Origin of the sequence: Allosphingosinicella sp. (genome assembly GCF_035626655.1) — a bacterium.
Lineage (GTDB): Bacteria > Pseudomonadota > Alphaproteobacteria > Sphingomonadales > Sphingomonadaceae > Allosphingosinicella.
In genome coordinates this window covers 1-23,612 of record NZ_DASPNF010000015.1, presented here as the reverse complement: position 1 = coordinate 23,612, position 23,612 = coordinate 1, and the positions used below count along the sequence as shown (strand labels likewise).

Genomic DNA, 23,612 nt, shown 5'->3' with positions numbered 1-23,612 from the left:
GCAGGCAAGCTTAGGCAGACCGTTTCGAGGCTGTAAAGACCGAACGGCGGCAGTCAGTAGTCGCCATAATAGATGCGGGCGAGCGGCAGGGTCATTCGCCGGCCGACCCGCTCGAAGGCGGCGCGCACCTCCGGCCGCTCCCTGAGCGAGGCGAGCCGCGCGGCGAGCGTCGCCGAGGCGCCGCGCGGCGCCTCGAGGCTGTAATCCTGGAGCACCAGGATGGCGAGATCGGGGTCCGCGGCCTGCAGGCGATGGACCATGAGGGCGCTGGCGGCGGCCTCGTCGCCGAGGCAGAGATAGGCGCGGCCCAGGGCCGCCGGATTGACCTCGCTGAGCTCCCTGAGCCGGGCGATCTGCGGCGCGGCCTCGCCGGGCCGGTTCAGGCTGGCCAGGGCGCAGACCCGCGCCGCCGCGATCCACATCCGCCCGAAATCGCTGGCGAAGCGGATGGCGTCGGGGTCCAGCGCCGTCGCCCGGCGCAGGGCTTCCTCATGGCGCCCGGCCTCCCAGAGCAGCTCCAGATGATTGATCCGGAGGCTGATCAGGGAAGGATTGTCGGCGACCGGCAGCGCCGCGACCCGGTCCATCAGCGCGACCGCGTCGTCATAGCGGCCGAGGGCCGCCATCGCGAAGACCGCCTCGTTCACCACCCAGATGCCATATTCGCCGTTCGCGGCCATGGCGGGGACGTCGGCGAGATGCGGCCGGAGCAGGGCCAGCGCCTCGGCGTGGCGGGCGAGGCTCCTGAGATGCTGGGCGCGGTCGAGCAGGCGGCGGGGATCGGCGGGCTGGGCGGCGAGGGCGTCGCGCGTCGTGCGGTCCTCCCGCTCGATCGCCGCCCGGAGCAAGGCCATGCGGTCCGCGTCCGCCGGCAGCGCCGGGTCGTAGCGCCGGCCGACCAGCACGGGCACCGTGCTGCTGAGCGAGGTGATCCCGTCCGCATAGAGCCGCGCCGCCGCGACGTCGCCGGCCGCGAGCCGGTCCTCGAGCAGGATGGCGCGGACGAAATCGCCGGATTCGGAATCGCCGCCGCCCGGCCAGCCGATCCGGAACAGGGCGTCGGCGAGCCGCACCCGGTTCGCATTGCCCGCCTCGTTCTTCAGCTCGAAGAGCAGGCCGGAGACGGTCTGCCGGTCGAGCAGGGCGCGCAGGTCCGCCCAGCGCACGCCGGGGACGGAGCGGCTCGCCGTCTCGATCACGGCGACGGCCCGCGCCCAGTCCCGGAAGGTCAGGGCCGCGAGCCAGGCCGCCGCATATTGGCCGGGATCATTCGGCCGCGAGGCGACGATCTGGTCGATGATCGGCCCGCCGTCCGCCGGCCGGTTGAGGGTGATGAGCGAGAGCAGTCTGAGGTTGCGGACCGCGACCGCGGCCGTCGCGTCGTCGGACATGTAGGGCGCGATCCGGTCGAGATGGCCGAGCAGCTCGCCGGCATAGGTCCGGTCGCTGAGCAGCCGCCTTGTGTCCGCCGCGCCGATCGCGTCGAGCGAGGCCTGGACCTCTTCCTGGCTCGGCCGCGCGGGGGTCGGGGCCGGGGTGGGAGTGGTGACCGGGATGCCGCTGCGCGGCTCGGCGAGCGGCGGCGTCTCTGGCGGATTCGGAACCTGGGCCAGGGCCGGGCCGGCCAGCAGGAGGGTGACAAGCGCCAGCGCGGCGCGGCGAGTCGGGTTACGCATGATCCTCGCTTTCCGCGGCGAGGTTAGGGCCTCGGGCGGGGACCGCAAGCGGCCTTTTCAGCCTCGCCTTCCCCGCAGCGCCTGCTTAAGAAGCGCAAATGGCCCGCTTTTCGTTCAGACTTAGCCTGCTCGCCGCCGCCGCCGCGCTCGCGCCCGCCGCCTTCGCCGCGGCCGCCGAGGACGTCGTCACCCCGCGGGCCGGCTCGGACTGGCGCCAGGTCGCCACCGAGGAGGACCGGGGCCGCCTGCGGCACTGGCGCGACGCCTGGGTCGACGCGCTCGCCCAGGCGAACCGGAGCAACGCCGCCGCCATCGCCGCCGGCGGCGCCCTGTTCGAGCCCGACACCGCCTTGCCCGGCGCGCAGCCGCCCGCGGGCGATTATGCCTGCCGCACCGTCAAGCTCGGCCGCCAGCCGCCCGGCGGCGTGCCCGACTATGTCGAATATCCCGCCTTCCGGTGCCGGATCGCGGAGCGCGACGGCCGCATCCACTTCACCAAGTTGACCGGCTCGCAGCGGCCGGTCGGCACGATCTTCCCGGACAACGGCCGGCGGCTTATCTTCCTCGGCACGCTGATGCTCGGCGACGAGACGCGGGCGCTGCGCTACAGCCGCGACCGCGAGCGCGACCTGATCGGGATCATCGAGCGGATCGGCCCGGACCGCTGGCGCATGGTCTTTCCCCGCCCCCATTTCGAATCCCTGCTCGACGTGATCGAGCTCACCCCCGTCCGATGAGGTCTCGATGCGCCGTCCCTTTCTCGCCCTCCTGCTCGGGGCCGCGGTCTTGACCGCCCCGCTCGCCGCCGCCGACGCCCAGCCCGTCCAGGCGCTGCGCCAGGCCATTTCCGGCGACATGCCCGAGCTGATGAACCTCTATCGCGACCTGCACGCCCATCCCGAGCTCAGCATGCAGGAGACGCGCAGCGCCGGCCTCCTCGCGGCGGAGGTGCGGCGGCTCGGCTTCACCGTCACCGAGCGGGTCGGCGGCACCGGCGTCGTCGCGGTGCTGGAGAACGGACCGGGCCCGGTCCTGCTGCTGCGCGCCGACATGGACGCGCTGCCGATGGAGGAGCAGACCGGCCTGCCCTTCGCCAGCCGCGCACGCGGCCAGACCCGTGAGGGCCTCGATACCTTCATCGCCCATAGCTGCGGCCATGACACGCACATGGCGGCCTGGGTCGGCGTCGCCCGGCGGATGGCGGCCCTGCGCGGCCAGTGGCGCGGCACCCTGATCATGGTCGCGCAGCCCGGCGAGGAGACCAGCCAGGGCGCCAAGGCGATGCTGGAGGACGGGCTCTTCACCCGCTTCCCGCGGCCGGCCTACGCCATCGCCTTCCACGACAGCGCGACGCTCCCGGCGGGCATGATCGGCTATTCGGACGGTCCCGCCCTCGCCAATGTCGACAGCGTCGACATGGTCGTGCGCGGCGTCGGCGGCCATGGCGCCGCCCCGCACACGACGCGCGACCCGATCGTCCTCGCCAGCCGGATCGTGACCAGCCTGCAGACCCTGGTCAGCCGCGAGCTGGACCCGCTGGACAGCGCCGTCGTCACGGTCGGCAGCTTCCAGGCCGGGACCAAGCACAACATCATCTCCGACGAGGCGCGGCTGCTGATCACGGTGCGCAGCTACACGCCCGAGATCCGCCGGCAATTGCTCGACGGCATCGCCCGGATCGCGCGCGGCGAGGCGATCGCCGCCGGTGTGCCCGAGGACCGGATGCCAACCGTCACCGTGCGCGAGGCCGAGGCGACCCCGGCGACGGTCAACACCGACGGCCTCACCCGGCAGACGGTCGAGCGCTTCCGCGCCCATTTCGGGGCGGAGCGGGTCGAGCGCATGCGGCCGGTCATGGCCGGCGAGGATTTCGGCCGCTTCCGCCTCGCCGCGCCGGGGCTGGAGAGCCTGATCTTCTGGGTGGGCGGCGTCCCGCGGGCGCGCTGGGAGGCGGCGCAGAATGGCGGCCCGCCCTTGCCCTCGCTGCACAGCCCGTTCTGGGCCCCCGAGGCCGAGACCGTGATCTCCACCGCGACCGAGGCGATGACCGTGGCGGCGCTCGGCGTGCTGGGACGGCGTTAGGGTATGACGGAGAGAGGATGATGCGGACGACGATCGTGACGATGGCCGTATTGGCTCTGGCGGTGTCTTCGATGCCCGGCGCGGCCTTTGGCGCCCAGGGCACCTACCGGATTCGCAATGCGAGCCAGACCGTGCTGCGGTGCGCAATTGAAGTGACCCGGGGCGGTCGCCGCTGGGCGGCGACGATTCCGCCGGGCCGGATTTATCTGCAGCGCCTGGAGGGCGATGGGGAGCGCGCTCTGTCCTGCTCGACCAATCGCTTTAACAGGACAAACTTTCGCGTCCGCGCCGGCATTCTCTATGAACTGATCGAGACCAGCAGCGGCGATATCCGGCTTCGGACCGTCGATTCCTGACCTCATAAGGAGAAAATCATGCGTGGACTCATCGTCGCCGCCGCCGTTCTGGGCACCACCCTCGCGGCAGCCCCCGCTTTCGCCCTTGCCGAGGGCAGCTTCCATGTCCGCAACGAGACCGGCGAAGCGCAGACTTGCCGCGTCCGGCACGCCGGCAGCAATTATGCGGCGCCGATCGTCCTGCGCGCCGGCGGCGAATGGAGCGGGACCAGCCGGACGGACCGGCCGAGCACATTGATCTGCCAGGGCGCGGCGCGCGAGCTGAATTTCCGTATGCAATCGGGCCAGCATTATGCGCTGCGCAAGACCGGCGCGGGCACGCTGACCCTCTCCAGCGCGAACTGAGCCGCCGCTGCCCGCTGGAATTTTCTGCCGTTTTCGGCGATAATCGCGCTCGGGCGGAGCGAGGAGTCGCCTGTCGCGACGGGTCCGCCTGACGGAGAGGCGGTATGCGCATATCGATCATGGCGGCCCTGGTGCTGGCCGCGGTCTCGGCGCCGGCCACGGCGCTCGCGGCCGGCAGCTATTATGTCCGCAACGACACAAGGCAGCTCGCGACCTGCGGGGCCCGGCGGCCGCGCAGCCAGGTGACCGACCAGGTCAGCCTGCGCCCGGGCGCGGAATGGAGCCAGACCACGGAGCGGGACGAGACCCGCACCCTGATCTGCTATATCGGCGTGCGGCGGCAGACCTTCCGGATGGTCTCCGGCCAGCGTTATGCGCTGCTCGAGGCGGAGAATGGCGCGCTCTGGCTGCGCGCGCTCGGGACGAACTGACCGCGGCCCAGACTAGTGCGTGGCGGCCTGGGCGCCCCAGACCTGGCGCAGCCGCGCATCCTTGCCGCAGCCGACCCGGTAGCGGCCATAAGCGGCCGGGTTCCGGCGCGCATAATCCTGGTGATAGGCCTCGGCCGCGTAGAAGGGCGCGGCGGCGCGGACCGGCGTCACCACCCGGCCGCGCAGGATCCGGTTCGCCTCCGCCACCGCCGCCTGCGCCTCGCGGCGCTGGGTGGGGTTCAGGGCGAAGATCGCGGTCTGGTAGCTCGGCCCGCGATCGCAATATTGGCCGCCCGAATCGGTCGGGTCGATCGTGCGCAGGAAGCGGCGGACGAGCTGGCCGTAGCTGATCCGCGCGGGATCGTAGGTGACCTGCACCGCCTCGAGATGGCCGGTGCCGCCGCGCACCACCTGCATGTAGCCGGGATTGGCGACGCGCCCGCCGGCAAAGCCGGACACCGCCTCGACCACGCCGGGGATCGCCTCGACGTCGCGCTCCGCCGACCAGAAGCAGCCGCCCGCGAACAGGGCGGTCTGGGCGTTGGCCGGGCGGGGAGTGCGGCGCTGGGCGGCCGCATCGGCGGTATCGGCATTGCTCCCGCCGCACGAGGCGAGGAGCAGGGCCGCGAGCATGAGCTTCCGGATCATGGCGCGGCCTATAGCGCGCGGCGACCTGAAGCGCCGCTGAATTCAATCATTCGTCTTCCGCCGGCGGCTCGCCCTCGCTGTCCTCGGCCGGGCCGAGGCCCGGCGAGTCGCGGCGGCCGGAGTCGAAGCCCTGCCGCCGGACCTCGATCAGCTGCGCCAGGGTCAGCCGGCCGTCATTCTGCGTGTTGAGCATGGCAAAGCGGCGGGCGGCGGCCTGGGTGAATTCCTCGCGGGTGACGCCGCGGTTGAAATTGGTGTCGGCGTCCATCACCGGATGGGCGATCGGCAGCAGCCCGAAGCGGGCCGCGCCCGACATCATCGCCAGCGCGCCCATGCCGGGGGCGCCGCGCCTGCCGCCGCGATTCTGCATCCCGCGCCGGCCGCCGCCGCCGACCCCGTCATTGCGCCTCCCGCCCATGCGCATGCCCGGGCGGAAGCTGCCGCCGCCGGTGCGGCTCTGCATCTCGGGGAGGATCTGCTGCTCGTAGCGCTCGACCTCGGCGGGTGCGACCTCGCCGTCATGATCGGCGTCGAGCAGGCCGAACCAGCGGACGAAATCGGCCTCGAACTCGGCCCAGCCCAGTGCCCCGTCATGATCGCTGTCGGCCTGCTCGAACCAGGCCCGCATCGGCTGCGGCGCGCTGTCGCTGCGGCGGAAGGGCTCACCGGCCGGGCTGACGAACAGCCCGCGCCCCGGCTGGGCGGAGGCGGGTGCGGCCAGGCTGGCGCCCGCAAGGATCAGGATGAGGGAAAAAGACCGGCGCATCGCGCATACTCCTCGACCGGAGGCAATGGAGCGGGCAGATGACCCGCCCGCCGGGGCCGCCGCAAGTGCAAAGTCGTCGCGGTTTGTCGCGCAGATGATAGGATCGGGCCATGGTCTTGCTCGTCGCCCTGCTGGCCCAGGCCCTCGCGCCCCCGGTCGTGAGCCCCGGGCCGCCACTTATCGCTCCACGCCAGGTCTTCGCGCAACCAGGCGCGGCGGACGGCGACGCTTTCGACTTCAATGATCCACCGATCGAGATGATCGACTTCCTCGGCCGCCGCTATGAGTGCGCGCACCGAGGGATTCCGACGGCGGAGCGGCGGCGCCTGCGCTGCGCAGCGCTGCCCGGCGAAGAGCGGGCCCTGCGCGCGCGCTTCGCCAATGATGCTGACGCGCTTCGCTGGCTCGATCAGGCACCGCTCGAGTTCCGGATGGAGCCGCGGGTCGCTATGACCCTGGACCACACCGAACCGACACTGCCTCACAGGATCGAACAGAGCGGTGTCGATGAAACAGGGCGTGCCTATCGCCTGACCATCGACACCATGGGAGATGGTGGGCGCTTGACCCGCATCGCCGTCGCCTATGATGGATGGCCGGAGCGCAGCTTTGCGCTGAGCAACCGCAGCTTTCCGCTTCTCGACATGGAAACTCTGCAAGTGAGAATTCTGCCCGTCCCGAACGATCGCAGATTTCACGTGCGGGTGCGCTACGGTTGTCCGCGCGACTATTGCGGCGAGATCGGAGAAACCGACAACCGGCCGCAGGTGCAAATTTCTTTTGAACGGGGACGGGTCAGGGGAAGCGACGGGCGGCGCGACAATTGCCAGCACGTCTATGTGCCCATCGTGGATGCGGGCGCCCGCTAGGCCCCGGCCTCCGTCAACCGCTCCAGCTGCTCGCCCGTCAGCTCCAGCGTGAGCACGCCGAGCAATTCGTCGAGCTGCGCCCGGCTGGTGGCGCTGGCGATCGGGGCGGTGACCCCCGGCTGGGCGGCGAGCCAGGCCAGGGCGACCTGCGCGGGCGTGGCGCCTGCCTCGGCGGCGACCTCGTCCAGGGCCTCCAGCATCAGGAAGCCGCGGCCGTTCAGATAGGCGTCCATGCGGCCGCCGCGGATGCTCTTCGCCTTGTCCGCCTCGGACCGGTACTTGCCGGTGAGGAAGCCCGAGGCGAGGCCGAAATAGGGGAGCACGCCGATCTTGCGGTCGATACAGAGCCGCTGCCGGTCGCCCTCGAAATTGTCGCGGACCATGAGGTTATATTCGGGTTGCAGCACCTCGTAGCGCGCCAGCCCCTCGCGCTCGGAGATGTCGAGCGCCTCGGCGAGCCGCGCGGCGCTGTAATTGGAGGCGCCGATGGTGCGGACCTTGCCCGCCTTCACCAAAGCGTCGAACGCGCCCAGAGTGTCCGCGAGCGGCGTCTTCTCGTCGTCCTGATGGGCGTAATAGAGGTCGATATGGGTGCCGAGCCGCCGGAGACTGGCCTCGGCCGCTGCCGCGATCCGGGCCGGCTCGAGCTTCTCGCCGCCCTCGCCCGCCAGCATGCCGACCTTGGTCGCGATCAGCACGTCGTCGCGCCGCCCGCGCCGCTTCAGCCATTCGCCGATAAAGCGCTCGGATTCGCCGCCTTTGTGGCCGGGCACCCAGGCGGAATAGACGTCGGCCGTGTCGATCATCGTGCCGCCGGCCGCGACGAAGCGGTCGAGGATCGCGAAGCCCTCCTCGCCGCCCGCGGTCCAGCCGAAGACATTGCCGCCGAGCACGAGCCGGGGCGTTTTCAGGTCGCTGCCGCCGAGGGTCCTTACGTCCATTCGCCCCGTCCCTTTTCCTTCAGCGCCTCGACCACGTCCTTCACCCGCTGGCTCTGCGCACGGGGCACGATCAGCACCGCGTCCGGGGTCGCGATCACCACCAGATCCTCGATCCCGACGGCCGCGACCAGCGGACCTTCCGAACGAATGAGGCAATTCTTCGTGCCCATTTCCAGCACGTCGCCCTTGAGCACATTGCCCTGCGCGTCGCTCTCCAGCCGGTCGAGCAGGGCCTCCCAGCTGCCGACGTCGGACCAGCCGATCGCGACCGGCACGACCGCGATCCGGTCGGCCTTCTCCATCACCGCATAGTCGATCGATTCCGACGGGGAGTCGGCGAAGGCGGCGGCATCGGGATGGAGCCGGCGGCCCTTCCTGGTCGCGCCCGCCATCGCCGCCCTCGCGGCCCTGGCGATCCGGGGCGCATGCTGCTGCAAGGCGGCGAGATAGGTGCCGGCGCGCATCAGGAAGATGCCGCCATTCCAGTCGTAGCGCCCGCTCGCCGCATAGCGGCCGGCGGTGGCCGCGTCGGGTTTCTCGACGAAGCGCACCGCATGGTGGATGCCCTCGTCCAGCGCGGCGCCGCGTTCGATATAGCCATAGCCGGTCTCGGCCCGCTCCGGCTTCATGCCGAAGGTGACGATCCAGCCGTCCGCAGCATAAGGCCGGGCCGTGCGCACCGCCTCGCGGAAGCGCTCGGGCTCGGTCACGAGATGGTCGCTCGGCAGGACGAGGATGATGTCGTCCTCGTCCACGGCGAGCGCGGCGAGCGCGATTGCCGGCGCGGTGTTCTTCGCGGCGGGCTCAAGGATCAACCCGGCCTTGGGCAGGACGGCGGAGATGCCGGCCGCCTGGTCCTTGCCGGCGACGACCAGAGGCGGCGCGAAGAGCCCGGCGTCGGTGACCCGCTCGGCGGTCTGGGCGAGCATCGGCCCCTGGCCCGCCAGGTCGAGCATCTGCTTCGGCCGGGCCCGGCGCGACAGCGGCCACAGCCGCGTCCCCGCCCCGCCCGACAGGATGACCGGGACGACCCGGCGCTGTGTTCCCGCGCTCATCCTGTCGTCCCTAGCCGCCCCCGCCGCCGCGCTCTAGTGGCTTCGCCGCGAGAGGATCAGCGGCAGGCCGTCCTTCGGCCGCATCGTGATCATGCCCGAGACCTGCACCTCGCGGCCCGGGAGCGGGGCGAAATGCCAGGCGCGGAGCCAGTGAGCGAGCACCGCCAGCGCCTCGATCGTCGCAAAGCGCATGCCGACGCAGAGGCGCGGGCCGCCGCCGAAGGGGAGATAGGCGAAGCGGTGCCGCGCCGCCCTGGCCCCGGGCAGGAAGCGGTCCGGATCGAAGGCGTCGGGATCGTCCCAGAGCGCGCGGTGGCGGTGCAGCAGCCAAGGCCAGATCGAGACGATGTCGCCCGGATTCACCGCATAATCCCCGATCCGGTCCGCGGCGGCGGCCTGGCGGTCGAAGCGCGGGGCGGGCGGGTAGAGGCGCAAGCTTTCCTCGAGCACGCGGCGGAGCAGTGGCAGGCGCTCGGGCAGCTCGGGATCGGCCTCGCCCGCGGCGAGCGCGGCGGCGGCCTCGGCGGCGCAGCGTTCCTGCAGCGCCGGCTGCTCCGAGAGCAGGAAGAGCGTCCAGGCCAGGGCATTGGCGGTGGTCTCGTGGCCGGCCAGGTAGAAGGTCGCGGCATTGTCGACGGCGAGCGCGAACGCCTCCCCGGGCGGGAATTTGGCGTAGAGCGCGCGGATCAGGGTGCCGAGGAAATCGTCCGGGCCGCCGCCGGGGCCGCGGTCCTTCACCACCTGGCCCAAAGTCTCGCGCAGGTAACGCTGCCCGGCATGGGCGCGCTTGCCCTTGAGGCTCCAGGGCATGAGCGGCAGGCCGAGCAGCACCTGCAGCCGCGCCTCGCCGACCCCGTCCAGCGCCGCCTTGATATGGTTGACCGCCGCCTCGGTGGTGAGCCGGGCGTCGCCGGCGAACAGGCTGTCGGCGATGATCCGCATGGTCACCGCCACGCCGGAGGCGGCGACGTCGACCTCGCCGTCATGCCAGCGGGCGGCGACGCCGTTTGCGGCGGCGGCGAAGGTCGGGATCAGCCGGTCGATCGGCGCCGGCGCGAAATTCGCGGCGACGATCTTGCGCTGGTCCCGCCAGAGGTCGCCGTCCGAGGAGAGCAGGCCCTGGCCGATCGTCCGCGCCAGCAGGCGCTTGACGAGGTCGGGCTTCACATAGTTCGCGGCATTGTCGAGCAGCACGTGCTGGATGAGCTCCGGCCGCAGCGGCATGTGGACAGTGTAGCCGAGCACCTTGCGCTTGAGGTAGGGCGCCCCGAACGCCGCTTCCGACCAGCCATAGACCGCGGTCCGCGCCCGCTCCCCGAAGAAACCGCGCCAGGCCGCGACAGGCCCCTCGGTGCGCGGCGGGTGCGGCGGGACGAAGCGGCGAATAATGTCGGCGTCGGCCATGGGATGAAGCTTAGGGCTATCGCCAGGCCGAGTCATCCCGGCGAAAGCCGGGCCGACTGGTTCATGCTTGCTCCCGCTTCCTCTCATCCACCGCCAGTCCCCGCGCCAGCGGACGGCCGACGACGAGGATGATCAGCGCGCCCGCGAAGCCGATGGCGGCGTCGATCGTCCAGAACAGGGCCGGGTGCATCTCGTCATAATAGCTGCCCAGCCAGCCCATGAGCACGCTGCCGGCGAACAAGGCGAGGAAGCTCGCGCTCATCATCGTCGCATTCACTTTCGCCGGCGCCGCGCGCGAGACCAGGGCAAGCAGCACGGGCCAGTAATAGAGGAAGGCGATGCCCATGCCAGCGAAGCCGGCGAGCGGCCACAGCACCGAGGCGCGCCCGTCCGGCCCGGCGATCAGCGAGCCCGCGACCATGAACAGGGCGCTCGCGCCAACCAGCGCCATGCCGATGCCGATCTTGCCGATATCGCCGGGTTCGCGGCCCCGTTTCGCCTGCCAGCGCCAGAGCGCGACCAGAGGCGGGACGGCAATGATCGAGAAGAAGCTGTCGACCGAGTTGAACCAGCTCGCCGGCACATCGCCAAGGGCGGTCGACAGCTCGGCATGGCGGTCAACCCAGAGCACGCCGATATTCCAGATCATGATGTAGGCCATCAGGGGCAGGATCGCGATGACGATCAGCAGGATCAGCAGCAAGACCCGCCGGCGCTCGGCCGCGGTCAGCGGCGGATAGTCCGTCCGGGCCTTGCGCTCCCGTCCGCCGGGCAGATGGCGCTGGCCGGCAAGGTAGATGACCAGAGCAAGGATCATCAGGGCGCCCGCGACGCCGAAGCCCGCATGCCAGCCATGAATTGCGGCGACGGCGCCGCAGACGATCGGCCCCGCCACCGCGCCGATGTTGATGGCCGCGGAGAAGATCGTATAGGCCTGCGTCCGCAGCGATTCCGCCTCGACCGGATAGAGCTGGCCGACCTGGGCGGAGATGTTGCCCTTGAGGCAGCCCGAGCCGAGGATCAGCAGGCCCAGCGCGATCAGGAAGCTGGCGTCGAAGGTCATGGCGACATGGCCCGCCGCCATGAGCAAAGCCCCGAGCACCACCGTCGCCCTGGTGCCGAGCAGCCGGTCGGCGAGCAGGCCGCCGAGGATCGGGGTGAAATAGACGAGCCCGCCATACCAGCCATAGACGAGCGAGGCGAAGGCCTGGTCGGACATCGGCCCGTTGCTCTCGAGCAGCGCGCGCAGCCCCGCGAGGCCGAGGACATGCTCGGCATGGCCCGGGGTCAGCAGCTGGCCGACCATGTAGAGGACCAGGAGAGCGGTCATCCCGTAATAGGAGAAACGTTCCCAGGCTTCGGTGAAGGCCAGATAGACGAGGCCGCGCGGATGGCCGAACAGGGTCGGCGAAGCTTCCTGCATTGTCCCTGCCCCCCGGCAATAGTTGGCAGCTTTATTCCGCGGCCAGCAACCTCTCCGCCCCGCCCAGATCCACGCTGACCAGCCGCGACACGCCTTTCTCGATCATGGTGACGCCGAACAGGCGGTGCATGCGGCTCATCGTCACCGCATTGTGGGTGACGATCAAATAGCGGGTGTCGGTCTCGGCGGTCATCCGGTCGAGCAGGTCGCAGAAGCGCTCGATATTGGCGTCGTCCAGCGGCGCGTCGACCTCGTCCAGCACGCAGATGGGTGCCGGATTGGTTAGGAAGAGCGCGAAGATGAGTGCCACAGCGGTGAGCGCCTGCTCGCCGCCGGAGAGCAGGGTGAGCGTGGCGAGGCGCTTGCCGGGCGGCTGCGCCATGATCTCGAGGCCCGCCTCGAGCGGATCGTCGGATTCGACCAGCTCGAGATGCGCCTGCCCGCCCTCGAACAGGGTGGTGAACAGGCTGCGGAAGTGGCGGTCCACGTCCTGGAAGGCCGCCAGGAGCCGCGCTCTTCCTTCCCGGTTCAGGCTGCCGATCGAGCCGCGCAGCCGGTTGATGGCGAGGCCGAGCTCCTCGCGCTCCGCCTGGCTGGTCAGCCGGCTTTCCTCAAGCTCCTGCAGCTCGCTCTCGGCGACGAGATTGACCGGGCCGATCCGCTCGCGCTCCTGCATCTGCCGCTCGAGCTGGGCGGACTCGATCGCCACCTCGGCGACCTTGGCCTCGTCGAAGCCGATCTTCTCGGGCAGCAGGGGCGGCGAGCATTCGAACTTCTCGCCGGAGATGCGCGCCATCTCGATGCGGCGGGCGTCCTGCGCCTCGGCGCGCGCGGCGGCGCCGGCGCGGGCCTCGCGCGCGGCGGCCTGCGCCTCGCCGGCCTCGGCGAGCTTCGCCTCGGTCGAGCGCAGGGTCTCCTCGCCGGCGCGCTCGTGCGCCGCAGCGGCGGTCGCGGCTTCGGCGGCAGCGGTGGATTCGGTGGTCAGCGCCTCGATCTGCGCGCCGAGCGTGTCCGGGGCCTCGGCCAGGCGCTGAGCCTCGGTCCCGGCCTCGGCGATGCGCGCGGCGAACTCGGCCTCGTGGCTCTCGGCCTCGGCGGCGCGGGCGCACCAGTCCGCCTGCTCCTTGCGGGCCGCCTCGGCGCGCTGCTTGTCGGCGCTGACCGCCCGGGCCCAGGTCGCGGCCTCGGCGCGGACCTCGGCGAGCGCCGCCTGGCGCAGCTCGGCTTCCTCGCGGAGCAGGGCGACCTTCGCCTCGGTGGCGGCGGCGTCGGGCAAAGCGGTGGCGATCGTCTCGGCCCCGGCCAGCGCCTGCCTGGCGTCGGCGAGATCGGCCTCGGCCAGCGCGGCCCGCTCGCCCAGGCCCGAGCGGCGCAGCTCCAGCCGCTCCAGCTCGACCTTCGCCTGGTCCTCGGCGCGGCCCGCCTCGCGCGCCCTGGCCGCGGCCTCGGCCTCGGCCCGGCGGCCGGCATCGGCCATTTCGCGCGCGGCCTGCATCGCCGCCATGGCGGCGCGGGTGCGGTCCTCGGCCGCCTCGACCGCCTGCGCGGCCGCCGGCATGGCGGTCTCGATCTCGGCGAGCCGGTTGACCCGGATCAGCCGCTCGGCGGCGGCGGCGCCCATGCCGGTCGCGACATAGCCGTCCCAGCGCCGCAGGCGGCCGTCCGTCGTGACCAGCCGCTGGCCGACGGCGAGCGCCTGCCCGGCGTCGGTTTCGGCCACCGCGATCTGCCTGAGGCGGCGAAGCAGGGCCGGCGGCGCCTCGACATGGCCGGCGAGTGCGTCCGTCCCCTCGGGCAGAGCGGGATCGCCGGGCAAGGGCGCGGCCCCCGTCCAGCGGCGCGTGCCCTCGGGGCCGAGCCCGGCCTCCAGATCCTCGCCGAGCGCCGCCGCCAGCGCCCGCTCGTAGCCGGGTGCGGCGCGGACATGGTTGATCGCGCGGTCGCCGCCCGGGCCCTCGACCGCCTTGAGCAGGGCCCTGGCCTCGGACTGGAGCGCGGCGAGAGCGGCGCGCGCGGCAGCAGCCTCGCTCTCCGCCGTGTCGCGGGCGGCGGCGGCCTCGGCGCGGCGGGTCTCGGCAGCGGCGACCGCCGTGCCGGCTTCGGCGATCGCCTTCTCGGCATTGTCCCTGTCGTTCTGTGCCTGTGCAAGCTGGCGGACGAGATCGGCATCCCCGCCCAGCTCCTGCAGTTGCCCGGCGAGCCGCGCCGCCTCGGCTTCGGCGCGGGCAAGCCTGGCGCGGGCCGCGTCCAGCGCCGCCGTGGCGACGCGCGCCTCGGCCTGCTCCGCCGCCTGCACGGCGCGGGCCTGGCCGAGCGCGCTCTCCGCGGCGCGGGCTGCATCCTCATGCTCGACCGTGCGCACGTCGATCGTGCCGCGCCGGCTCTCCGCCTCTTCGAGCCGCGCGGCGATCGCCGCCAGCTCCTCGTCGAGCCGCGCGATCGCCGCCGCCGCATCCGCCTTCAGCGCCGCCTCGCGCTGCCGGTCCGCGGCCAAAGTGCGCTGCCGGCCCTCCAGCTCGGCGATCCGCCGCGTCACCCCGTCCCGCTCGGCGCGCAGCGCGGCCAGCCTGTGGCCGAGCTCCGAGGCCTTCTCGCGCGCGGCCTCCGCGGCCTTGCGCAGATCCGCCAGCCGCCCGACCGCGTCATTCTGCCAGGCGGCCGCCGCCAGCCGCGCCTCGGCCGCCTTCGCGACCGCGCCATCCGCCGCCTCCGATTCCCGCTTCGCGACCTCAGCCGCCTCCGCCGCCTCGCGCCAGCGCGCGAAGACGAGACGCGCCTCTGCGACGCGGATCTGGTCGGAGAGCTTGCGATAGCGCTCGGCCGCGCGCGCCTGCCGCTTCAGCGCAGCGCCGCGCAGCTCCATGTCGGCGAGGATCTCGTCGAGCCGGATCAGGTTCGCCTCGGTGGCGCGCAGCTTCTGCTCGGCATCCTTGCGGCGGACGTGCAGGCCGGCAATCCCGGCCGCCTCCTCCAGCATCAGCCGGCGCTCGGTCGGCCTGGCGGCGATCACCGCGCTGATCTTGCCCTGGCTGACCAAAGCGGGGCTGTGCGCGCCCGTTGCCGCGTCGGCGAACAGCAGGGCGACGTCCTTCTGCCGCACGTCGCGGCCGTTTACCCGATAGGCGGAGCCGGCGCCGCGCTCGATCCGCCGGGTGATCTCGGTCTCGCCCGGCGGGGCGAGCGGCACGTCGCCTTCCTGGTCGCCGCTCTCGCGCTCGACCAGCATCGTCACCTCGGCGAAGTCCCGCGCGGGGCGCAAGGCGGTGCCGGCGAAAATGACGTCGTCCATGCCCGCGCCGCGCATCGACTTGGGCGAGCTTTCGCCCATCACCCAGCGGATCGCCTCCAGCACGTTGGACTTGCCGCAGCCGTTCGGCCCGACGATCCCGGTGAGGCCGTCCTCGACGCGCAGCTCCGCGGGCTCGACGAAGCTCTTGAAGCCGGACAGTTTGAGCCGCTTGACCTTCACCTGACTGTACTTTTCCCCCTTGGCCGGGCCGTCACTGCAGCCGCGGCTCGATCTCCGCCCAAGTGTTCACATTCTGGATCGCGCCGTTGATGAAGAAGGTGGGCGTGCCCTGGACGCCGGCGCGGGCGCCCTGGTCGTGCAGCTGCTCGAGCCGGTCGAGATTGGCCTGGGTCAGGCATTGCCGGCGGGCCGCCGGGCCGATGCCGTGCCGCTGCCCCACTGCGTCGAGGCCGAGGATGGTGATCAACTCGCCGGTGAGCTGGAGCGGCGCCATCGCCTGCAGCTGCGGCCGGCGGGCCGCCGGGACGCTCTGGATCCGGGCGGTCCAGGTCGCCTGGGTGGCGAGCAGCTCGTGGGTCATCGCGAAATAGCCGGCCGGCGAGGCGCAGCGGCTCAGCAGCGCTGCGGCGACGTCCAGCCCGTTCAGATAATAATTGCGATATTCGACGCTGACCCGGCCCGAGCGGACATGGACGGGAATGAGACGGGCGGCGCTCTCCCGCGAGAAGGCGGCGCAATGCCCGCAGGTGGTCGACAGATATTCGACCAATTTGATCCGGGCATCGGGACTGCCGATCCGGAAGCCGCCTTCGGGCGTGCGCGCCGCGACCCGGGTCCAGTCCTGCACCGCGGCGGCGCGCCGCTGCGCCGCCGCATCGGTCGCCGGCCCGGCCAGCGCGGTGATGGCGGCGAGCGCAGCGAAGGTGGCGAGGAGCGGGCGCCTCATGGCCTCAGCCGCCCGTCGCCGTGCGCAGCAGCGGCTCGAGCTGGTTCCAGTAGCCGATATTCTGCTGCTGGGTGCCGTTGATGTAGAAGGTCGGCGTGCCCGGCGGATTGTCGGTCTGCACCGCATGCTGGGTGTCGTCGGCGACGCGCTGCAGGTTGCGCGGATCGGCGAGGCACTGGTTGATCTGCTGCTGGGTCATGCCGCGCTGGCGGAAGAAGGCGTCAACGCCCGTCTCGCGCACCAGGGTCGCGGCGCGGGTCTGCAGGTCCATCGCCTCGACCGCGGCGCGGTTCGCCTCGAGATAGCGCTGGCCGCGCATCGCCCAGTTCTGCTGCTCGGCATAGAGCTGGTCGACGAGCTGGAAGTAGGAATCCGGCCCGTTGCAGCGCAGCAGCGCGAACAGCCCCGGATCGGTCGGGAAGATCATATAGGGGCGATATTCCCAGCTGACCCGGCCGCTGCGCACGAAATTGCGGATGCCCTCGGCCCCGCCCTGGTTGGAGAAGTCGCCGCAATGCGGGCAGGTGATCGAGGCATATTCGACCAGCTTCACCGGCGCGTTCGGATTGCCCATCAGGAAGCCGCGCTCGGTCTCTGCGATGGTCTGCGTCCAGTCCTGGCCGGCCGGCGCCGCGACATTGGCGACCGGGGCGGCCGGGGGCGTCACGCCGGCCGTATTGTTGCCGCCGCCGCCACCGCAGGCGGCAAGGGTCAGGACGAGGGCGGCCGAGCCGGCCATGAACAAGCTCTTCATCTCTTCTTCTCTCCAATCTTGCCGACGACCGGGATCGCCGTCACTGCTGGCGCTCCATCGCCAGCCGCGAGCCCGCGCGCAAGCGATTCCAGGCATAAACGCAGCTCGGGATCGGCGATGTCGCGCAGCGTATCCTTCATGTCCACCGGGAGCGTGACCGGGCGCAGCGAAGGCGGCGCGGCCCGGGACTTCCGTTTCTCGACCTGAACCAGACCTTGCCGGATCGCGACCCTGGCCACCGCCTCGTAGCCGAAGAACTGGTTGACCCGGTCCCGGATCGCCGGGGCGACGTGCTGCATCATCGGCGCATGCGCCCCCTCGACGACAAGGGTGAGCGTGCCGGCGCTCTTCTTCCCCGGCGGGAAGCGGATCGATTCGGGGGCGGAGACGGCGGCGTAGCGGGCGCCCACGATCTCCCGCCAGCGGCTGACGATCGAGGACTGGACGAAGCCGAAGCGGCGGAAGGCGGCGCCGCCCGCGGCCGGCAGCAGATCCGCCACGGCCCGCGCGCGCCGGGCCCGCTGCGGCTCGGCGGCCGCCTTCCGGCCCTTCACGCCCGTCCTGGTCACTTTGCTTTCCACTCTGCCGGCGAGCATGGCATAGGCGGCCCATGCCCGTCGATGCCGCCGAAGCGCTTTTGTGTTGGTATGTTGTGGATAAGCGCCGCCTGCCGTGGCGGGCCGAGCCGGGAGAGCGCGCCGACCCCTATCGCGTCTGGCTCAGCGAGGTGATGCTGCAGCAGACCACGGTCGCGGCGGTGAAGCCCTATTTCGAGAAATTCACGTCGCGCTGGCCGACGGTGGAGGCGCTGGCGGCCGCAGAGGATGCGGACGTCATGGCCGCCTGGGCGGGGCTCGGCTATTATGCCCGCGCCCGCAACCTGCTCGCCTGCGCGCGTGCCGTCGCGGGGGAACATGCCGGCCATTTTCCGGACGATGAGGCGGCTTTGCTGAAGCTTCCGGGGATCGGCGCCTACACGGCGGCCGCGATCGCGGCGATCGCCTTCGGCCGGCGCGCGGTTGTGGTCGACGGCAATGTCGAGCGGGTGGTGTCGCGGCTGCACGCGCTGAAGGCGCCGTTGCCGCAGGCGCGGCCGCGCATCCGCGCGCTGGTCGACGCGATGACCCCCGCCGGGGGCGCCGGCGATTTCGCCCAGGCGACGATGGACCTCGGCGCCACGATCTGCACGCCGCGGGGGCCCGCCTGCGGCCTCTGTCCGGTACAGGGCTGGTGCCAGGCCTATGCGGAGGGCGAGCCCGAGCTTTACCCGGTCAAGGCCCCCAAGGCGCCCCGCCCGCATCGCCACGGCAAGGCCTATTGGCTCGAGCATGACGGCGAGGTGCTGCTGGTCCGCCGCCCCGCCAAAGGCCTGCTCGGCGGGATGCTGGCACTGCCCGAGACGCCGCCAGCAGAAGCGGACTGGGAGGAGGCCGGCGCCGTCGAACATGTCTTCACCCATTTCTCGCTGACCATGACCCTGATGTGCGCGCGGACCGATGCGCGGCCCGCTGGGCTCTGGCACGCCGCCGCGACCATCGCCGAGGCCGGCCTCCCCACCCTCTTCGCCAAACTCGCCGCTCGCGGCCTCGCCTGGCGCGAGAAGGGAAAGGCGGGCGGCGGCGTTAGGGAGAAGGCCCTCCTGGTCTGAAGGTCCGTGCCGATGCGTGCGCTTCTCGCCCTCCTCCTCGCCTGCTTCCTCGCCGCCCCGCTCGCGGCGCAGCGTTCGGCCTGGCCGGCCGGGAAGGAAGAGCTTGCCTATGGCTCATCCCCGCGCCAGCGGCTCGACTTCATCCCGGCTCCGACCGGGCACCGCGCGCCGCTCTTCATCTTCATCCATGGCGGCGCCTGGGCGTTCGGCGACAAGGGGATGGCGGGCCATATGGCCGCGCATGCCCGCGCCCGGGGCTATGCCTTCGCCTCCCTGAACTACCGGCTCGTGCCCGACGCCGATCCGGCGCAGCAGGCCGAGGACGTGGCCGCCGCGATCGCCTGGCTGGTCCGGCAGGCGGACGAGCTCGGCATCGACCCGGGCAAGATCATCGTCAGCGGCCACAGCGCCGGCGCCCATCTCGCCGCTCTGGTCGGCACCGACCCCTCCTATCTGGCCGCGCACCGGCTGCCCGTCACCATCCTCGACGGCATCGTCCTGCTCGACGGCGCCGGATATGACGTCCCCGCGCAGATGGCGCGAGGCGGCCCCTTCCTGAGGCGGCTCTACGCCCGCGCCTTCGGGACGGACCGCGCCTTCCAGGCCCGCGTCTCGCCGACCCGGCACGCCGCCGCGCCCAATGCCGGCCGCTTCCTGATCCTCCACATCGCCAGCCGCCCCGACGACAGCGGCGCCCAGTCCCGGGACCTCGCCGCCGCGCTCCGCCGCGCCGGCACGCCCGCCGAGGTGGTGTCGGTCGAGGGCAGCCACGCCGGGATCTTCCGCCGCTTCGGCCAGCCAGGCCATGTCGCCACCGAACGCACCGACGCCTTTGCACGGGACGTGTTCGGACGCTAATCCAGACCCATGTCCCAGCCCGGTTTCACCGGCGCCGGTCTCGACCGGGCCGACCATCTCCGCCTCGACGCCGAGCGGCTGGCCGATCTGATGGCCAATGGCGACGCGCGGCTGCTGCAGCTCGATGTGGTCGATCCGGTGCTGGACGAAGCCGGGGCGCTGCGCTGGGGTCCGGTGGAGGGCGCGGAGGACCTGCTGTTCCTCGGGCTCGAGGACGGCCGGCCCCTGTTCGCGCCGCTGGTCCGGATGGAGCTCGGGCAGCGGGCGTGGAGCGTATTTGGGCTGCTGGCGCTGATGAGCTCAAGGGACGCGGCCATCTGGGGGGCGGCGCGGAGCCTCAACGAATGGCACAACCGGCACGGCTTCTGTTCGGTCTGCGGCCATAAGACGGCCCTTTTCCGCGCCGGCTGGGGGCGGCAATGCGGGCAGTGCGGCGCCGAGCATTTCCCGCGCGTCGATCCGGTGGTGATCATGCTCGCCGAGCATGAGGGCCGGGTGCTGCTCGGCCGCTCGCCCCATTATCCGCCGCGCCGCTATTCGGCCTTGGCCGGCTTCGTCGAGCCGGCGGAATCGATCGAGGAGGCGGTGGCGCGCGAACTGGCCGAGGAGGCAGGCGTCGCGGTCACCGACGTGCGCTACGTGGCGAGCCAGCCCTGGCCCTTCCCGGGCTCGCTGATGATCGCCTGTATCGGGAAGGCGGCGTCCGACCGATTGACGCTCGACGGCAATGAGCTGGAGGACGCTTTCTGGTGCGACCGGGCCGGCGTCCTCGCCGCTTTGGCCGGCAATCCGGACGCGCCCTTCCAGGCGCCGCCGCCCTTCGCCATTGCCAATACCTTGCTGACGCGCTGGAGCGAGGGCGAGTGAGAGGGAGAGACGAGATGAAGGCGATGCTGACCGGAGTGACTACGATGCTGCTCGCGGCCTGCTCGATGCAGCCCGGCAATCAGAGCGCGCGGCTCTACGTCTCGATGACCGGCATCCAGGAGATACCGGGGCCCGGCGATCCGGACGGCAACGGCACGGTCGAGCTCCGCGTCGTCCCGGCCAGCGGTTCGGTCTGCTGGAACCTCTATGCGCGGGCGATCGACCCGGCAACCGCGGCCCACATCCATCGCGGCTCCGCGGGCGCGGCGGGGCCGCCGGTGGTCACGCTCACCACGCCCGACGCCAACGGCCGCAGCCAGGGCTGCGCCCCGGTCGACCAGCAGCTCGCCCGGCACATGGTGCTGGCGGCGCAGGACTTCTACGTGAACGTCCACACCGCCGCGCATCCGCAGGGCGCGATTCGCGGCCAGCTGCGCGGCGGCCCGGAGCCGGTCCAGCGGGTGCAGCCGCAGCCCCGCTACTGAGCAGCGGGCAGGAAGCGGGCCGTAATCAATAGTCCTAGGGGTTGGCCGTCCGCTTCGCCCGTGTCCGCACGGGCTTCGGCGCAGCGGCGGCCGCGCCTTCCTCGAAGCCTTCGAGGAAGCGGCGCGCGCCCTCCGCGACGGCGGCGTGGATCACGAGACCGAGATCGAGTGCATCGGGCTTCGCCTTTGCGTCGTCTCCGGCGCCGGCGCCCGGCCGCGCCTCGGCGCGCTTCGCCTTCTCGACGACCGATTGGGCGGCAAGCGTCAGCCCGGCCAAAGCGAGCTCGCGGACCGCGGCCGATTCGGTGAGCTTCAGCGCCTTCTTCGCCTGCTTGCGCACCTTCTTGGGCACCTTCACGCCCGCGACGCGCTTCGGGATCTTCACCTTCGCCATTCGCAACTCTCCTCGTGTATTATGCTAGTAATACACGGATGCTCTTTCAAGACCGTTCACTCGACAATGATCCGCGCGCTCATGCCGCGCAGGCGGTGCAGCAGATAGCCGCTGCGGGCGCGATAGACTCCCGGCGCGGGAACCAGGGCGATGCTGAGCCGCTCGCCGGGCCGCAGGCGGAAGCCGCCGTTCACCACGAAGCGCCGGTCCCGCGGCCGGACCAAAGCGGCGGCGAAGAAGCGCGGCGCGCGGAAGCTGAGGTTGGCGCGGCCGTTGTTGACGAAGCGAAGCAGCACCGGGCGCCCGGCGACGAGCCGCAGCGTCCGCGGCTCGTAGCGGAAGGGATGGAGGATGATATCGGTCTCGATCGCGGTCCGCCATTCGGGCTGGCGCTGCGCGGAGACTGGGCCGGCGAGGAGCAAGGCGGCCAGGCAGGCGAGAATGAGGCGCATGGGGCTTCCCTCCCTCGCGCATCAATCCCTTAAACCGGGGCGTGTTCCAAGTTCCAAATCCTCCCCGGCACGGGGAGGTGGCAGCGCGAAGCGCTGACGGAGGGGGCCCGGAGACCCGCACGCCGCCCCCTCCACCAAGCTTCGCTTGGTCCCCCTCCCCGTGCCGGGGAGGATCTCAAAACCGCAACGGCATCGCCCGCTTCACCCCGGTGATCTTGCCGATCGCCTGGACGAGGTCGGGCGGGATCTGGCCGTCGAGCGCGGCCAGGCAGACCGCCTCGCCGCCCGCGCCGCGCCGGCCGAGGTTGAAGGTGGCGATGTTGACGTCCGCCTCGCCGAGCACGGTGCCGAGCCGGCCGATGAAGCCCGGCTTGTCCTCGTTGACGATGTAGATCATGTCGCCCTGCAATTCCGCCTCGACCGCGATCCCGAACAATTCCACCAGCCGCGGCTGCGCCTCGCCGAACAGGGTGCCGGCGACCGAGCGCTTGCCCGTGCCGGTATCGACCGAGACCCGGACCAGAGTGTGATAGGCGCCCTCGCGGTCGTGCCGCACCTCGCGCACGTCGAGCCCGCGCTCGCGGGCGAGGAAGGGCGCGTTGACCATGTTCACGCTGTCCGAGAAGACCCGCATGAAGCCGGCCAGCACGGCGGCGACGATCGGCTTCTGGTTGAGCGCGGCGGCATGGCCCTCGGTCTCGATCGAGATGCGGGTGAAATCGTCCTGCGCGAGCTGGCCGACGAGCGAGCCGAGCATCTCGGCCAGCGCCATATAGGGGCGGAGGCGCGGCGCCTCTTCGGCGGTGAGCGAGGGCACGTTGAGCGCGTTGGTGACGCCGCCCGTGACCAGCAATTCCGACATCTGCTCGGCGACCTGGATCGCGACATTGACCTGCGCCTCGGTGGTCGAGGCGCCGAGATGCGGCGTCGCGATCAGCCCCGGCGTGCCGAACAGCGGATTCTCCCTGGCCGGCTCCTCGACGAACACATCGAGCGCCGCGCCCGCGACATGGCCGCTGTCCAAAGCCGCCTTCAGCGCCGCCTCGTCGATCAGCCCGCCCCGCGCGCAATTGACGATGCGGACGCCTTTCTTCGTCTTCGCCAGATTGGCGGCGGACAGGACGTTGCGGGTCTGCTCGGTGAGCGGCGTGTGCAGGGTGATGAAGTCGGCCCGGGCAAGCAATTGCTCGAGCTCCACCTTCTCGACGCCCAGCTCCACCGCCCGCTCGGCGGTCAGGAAGGGATCGTAGGCGATCACCCGCATCCTGAGGCCGAGCGCGCGGTCGGCGACGATCGAGCCGATATTGCCGCAGCCGATCAGGCCGAGCGTCTTCGAGGTCAGCTCGACGCCCATGAAGCGGTTCTTCTCCCACTTCCCGGCCTGCGTCGAGCGGTCGGCCGAAGGAATCTCGCGGGCGAGGGCGAACATCAGCGCGACGGCGTGCTCGGCTGTCGTGATCGAATTGCCGTAGGGCGTGTTCATCACGACGATGCCGCGCGCGGTCGCGGCGGGCACGTCGATGTTGTCGACGCCGATGCCGGCCCGGCCGATCACTTTCAGGCTCGTCGCGTGCTCGAGGACGGCCTTCGTCACCTTCGTCGCGGAACGCACGGCGAGCCCGTCGTACTTGCCGATGACCTTCTTGAGCTCGTCGACGGAAAGCCCGACGCGCACCTCGGTGTCGATGCCGCGCTCGGAGAAAATCTCGACCGCACGCCGCGAGAGGCTGTCGGCGATCAGAACCTTAGGCATTCGTCACCTCCTCGCGCGCCCAGTCGAGCCAGGGCAACAAGGCTTCGATGTCGCTCTTCTCGACCGTGGCGCCGGCCCAGATGCGCAGGCCCGGCGGCGCGTCGCGATAGGAGCCGATGTCGTAGGCGACGCCTTCCGCCTCCAGCTTCTGCGCGATTTCCTTGGCGCGGTCGCAGGAGAGGCAGACGGACGTGCAGGAGCGGATCGCC

24 protein-coding genes and 1 pseudogene are annotated in these 23,612 nt (G+C 71.5%); 10 read left to right on the top strand and 15 right to left on the bottom strand.

Annotation, left to right across the window (positions count from 1 at the left end; translation table 11 throughout):
- Positions 1-53 precede the first annotated feature (53 nt).
- A complete protein-coding gene (locus VEC11_RS13820) occupies positions 54-1,676 on the bottom strand; it encodes a hypothetical protein (RefSeq protein WP_464132371.1) in 1,623 nt (540 codons plus the stop codon).
- Positions 1,677-1,774: 98 nt separating this feature from the next.
- On the opposite strand from VEC11_RS13820, the gene VEC11_RS13815 reads away from it, so the two are divergent.
- The 5 genes from VEC11_RS13815 (at position 1,775) to VEC11_RS13795 (ending at position 4,890) form a co-directional block, all read left to right on the top strand.
- Positions 1,775-2,413 (top strand): DUF4893 domain-containing protein, encoded by a 639-nt coding sequence (locus VEC11_RS13815; protein WP_464132369.1) that lies wholly within the window; start codon positions 1,775-1,777, stop codon positions 2,411-2,413.
- Between the two features lie 7 nt (positions 2,414-2,420).
- Positions 2,421-3,758, top strand: a complete 1,338-nt coding sequence (locus tag VEC11_RS13810) for an amidohydrolase (protein WP_464132367.1) — start codon at positions 2,421-2,423, stop codon at positions 3,756-3,758.
- A gap of 17 nt (positions 3,759-3,775) precedes the next feature.
- Entirely contained in the window at positions 3,776-4,114 is a 339-nt protein-coding gene (locus tag VEC11_RS13805; RefSeq protein ID WP_464132365.1) for a hypothetical protein, read from the top strand.
- Positions 4,115-4,132: 18 nt separating this feature from the next.
- Complete coding sequence (locus VEC11_RS13800; protein ID WP_464132363.1) at positions 4,133-4,459, top strand: hypothetical protein; 327 nt, start codon at positions 4,133-4,135, stop codon at positions 4,457-4,459.
- A 104-nt stretch (positions 4,460-4,563) separates the two neighbouring features.
- Positions 4,564-4,890 carry a hypothetical protein gene (locus tag VEC11_RS13795; protein ID WP_464132361.1) on the top strand — a complete coding sequence of 109 codons (327 nt, stop codon included), beginning with the start codon at positions 4,564-4,566 and terminating at the stop codon, positions 4,888-4,890.
- Between the two features lie 12 nt (positions 4,891-4,902).
- Here VEC11_RS13795 and msrA read toward each other — a convergent pair whose 3' ends face one another.
- Together msrA and VEC11_RS13785 are read right to left on the bottom strand one after the other, a co-directional pair.
- Positions 4,903-5,538 (bottom strand): peptide-methionine (S)-S-oxide reductase MsrA, encoded by a 636-nt coding sequence (gene msrA, locus VEC11_RS13790; RefSeq protein WP_464132359.1) that lies wholly within the window; start codon positions 5,536-5,538, stop codon positions 4,903-4,905.
- A 46-nt stretch (positions 5,539-5,584) separates the two neighbouring features.
- Positions 5,585-6,304, bottom strand: coding sequence for an EF-hand domain-containing protein (locus VEC11_RS13785; RefSeq protein WP_464132357.1), 720 nt, complete (start codon positions 6,302-6,304; stop codon positions 5,585-5,587).
- 110 nt (positions 6,305-6,414) lie between these two features.
- Here VEC11_RS13785 and VEC11_RS13780 point away from each other — a divergent pair, with 110 nt between their 5' ends.
- A complete protein-coding gene (locus VEC11_RS13780) occupies positions 6,415-7,173 on the top strand; it encodes a hypothetical protein (RefSeq protein WP_464132355.1) in 759 nt (252 codons plus the stop codon).
- On the opposite strand, the gene VEC11_RS13775 is transcribed toward VEC11_RS13780, so the two are convergent.
- The 8 genes from VEC11_RS13775 to VEC11_RS13740 all read right to left on the bottom strand — a co-directional run bounded on the left by VEC11_RS13775 (position 7,170) and on the right by VEC11_RS13740 (position 17,542).
- A complete protein-coding gene (locus VEC11_RS13775) occupies positions 7,170-8,114 on the bottom strand; it encodes an aldo/keto reductase (RefSeq protein ID WP_464132353.1) in 945 nt (314 codons plus the stop codon). The genes VEC11_RS13780 and VEC11_RS13775 overlap by 4 nt on opposite strands.
- A complete protein-coding gene (locus VEC11_RS13770; protein ID WP_464132351.1) occupies positions 8,105-9,169 on the bottom strand; it encodes a mannose-1-phosphate guanylyltransferase/mannose-6-phosphate isomerase in 1,065 nt (354 codons plus the stop codon). The genes VEC11_RS13775 and VEC11_RS13770 overlap by 10 nt, the downstream gene beginning before the upstream one ends.
- Positions 9,170-9,202: 33 nt before the next feature.
- Entirely contained in the window at positions 9,203-10,573 is a 1,371-nt protein-coding gene (locus VEC11_RS13765; protein WP_464132349.1) for a cytochrome P450, read from the bottom strand.
- A 61-nt stretch (positions 10,574-10,634) separates the two neighbouring features.
- Positions 10,635-11,996 (bottom strand): peptide MFS transporter, encoded by a 1,362-nt coding sequence (locus VEC11_RS13760; protein ID WP_464132347.1) that lies wholly within the window; start codon positions 11,994-11,996, stop codon positions 10,635-10,637.
- A 31-nt stretch (positions 11,997-12,027) separates the two neighbouring features.
- The gene (locus VEC11_RS13755; RefSeq protein WP_464132345.1) at positions 12,028-15,465 is read right to left on the bottom strand and encodes a chromosome segregation SMC family protein; all 3,438 of its coding nucleotides are present in this window, start codon (positions 15,463-15,465) and stop codon (positions 12,028-12,030) included.
- A 31-nt stretch (positions 15,466-15,496) separates the two neighbouring features.
- Positions 15,497-16,192 (bottom strand): thioredoxin domain-containing protein, encoded by a 696-nt coding sequence (locus tag VEC11_RS13750; protein ID WP_464132343.1) that lies wholly within the window; start codon positions 16,190-16,192, stop codon positions 15,497-15,499.
- A 4-nt stretch (positions 16,193-16,196) separates the two neighbouring features.
- The gene (locus tag VEC11_RS13745; RefSeq protein ID WP_464132341.1) at positions 16,197-16,946 is read right to left on the bottom strand and encodes a thioredoxin domain-containing protein; all 750 of its coding nucleotides are present in this window, start codon (positions 16,944-16,946) and stop codon (positions 16,197-16,199) included.
- A complete protein-coding gene (locus VEC11_RS13740) occupies positions 16,943-17,542 on the bottom strand; it encodes a DUF721 domain-containing protein (RefSeq protein ID WP_464132339.1) in 600 nt (199 codons plus the stop codon). Before VEC11_RS13740 ends, VEC11_RS13745 begins: the two co-directional genes overlap by 4 nt.
- Positions 17,543-17,556: 14 nt before the next feature.
- On the opposite strand from VEC11_RS13740, the gene mutY reads away from it, so the two are divergent.
- Genes mutY through VEC11_RS13720 form a run of 4 tightly spaced genes read left to right on the top strand, consistent with a single transcriptional unit; the run spans position 17,557 to position 20,804 of the window.
- Entirely contained in the window at positions 17,557-18,594 is a 1,038-nt protein-coding gene (gene mutY / locus VEC11_RS13735) for an A/G-specific adenine glycosylase (RefSeq protein ID WP_464132337.1), read from the top strand.
- Between the two features lie 12 nt (positions 18,595-18,606).
- Entirely contained in the window at positions 18,607-19,452 is an 846-nt protein-coding gene (locus VEC11_RS13730; protein WP_464132335.1) for an alpha/beta hydrolase, read from the top strand.
- A 9-nt stretch (positions 19,453-19,461) separates the two neighbouring features.
- Entirely contained in the window at positions 19,462-20,319 is an 858-nt protein-coding gene (gene nudC / locus VEC11_RS13725; protein WP_464132333.1) for an NAD(+) diphosphatase, read from the top strand.
- Positions 20,320-20,333: 14 nt separating this feature from the next.
- Positions 20,334-20,804: a CHRD domain-containing protein gene (locus VEC11_RS13720; RefSeq protein WP_464132331.1), complete on the top strand. Its 471-nt coding sequence runs from the start codon at positions 20,334-20,336 to the stop codon at positions 20,802-20,804.
- A gap of 34 nt (positions 20,805-20,838) precedes the next feature.
- Here VEC11_RS13720 and VEC11_RS13715 read toward each other — a convergent pair whose 3' ends face one another.
- From VEC11_RS13715 to VEC11_RS13700, 4 genes and pseudogenes are all read right to left on the bottom strand, one after another.
- A complete protein-coding gene (locus VEC11_RS13715; RefSeq protein WP_464132329.1) occupies positions 20,839-21,198 on the bottom strand; it encodes a hypothetical protein in 360 nt (119 codons plus the stop codon).
- 56 nt (positions 21,199-21,254) lie between these two features.
- The gene (locus VEC11_RS13710; protein WP_464132327.1) at positions 21,255-21,650 is read right to left on the bottom strand and encodes a cupredoxin domain-containing protein; all 396 of its coding nucleotides are present in this window, start codon (positions 21,648-21,650) and stop codon (positions 21,255-21,257) included.
- Positions 21,651-21,825: 175 nt separating this feature from the next.
- On the bottom strand, positions 21,826-23,403 hold the full coding sequence (gene serA, locus VEC11_RS13705) for a phosphoglycerate dehydrogenase (RefSeq protein WP_464132325.1): 1,578 nt from the start codon (positions 23,401-23,403) through the stop codon (positions 21,826-21,828).
- A pseudogene (locus tag VEC11_RS13700) lies at positions 23,396-23,612 on the bottom strand (phosphoserine transaminase); the annotation flags it as partial. The pseudogene VEC11_RS13700 and the gene serA, both read right to left, overlap by 8 nt.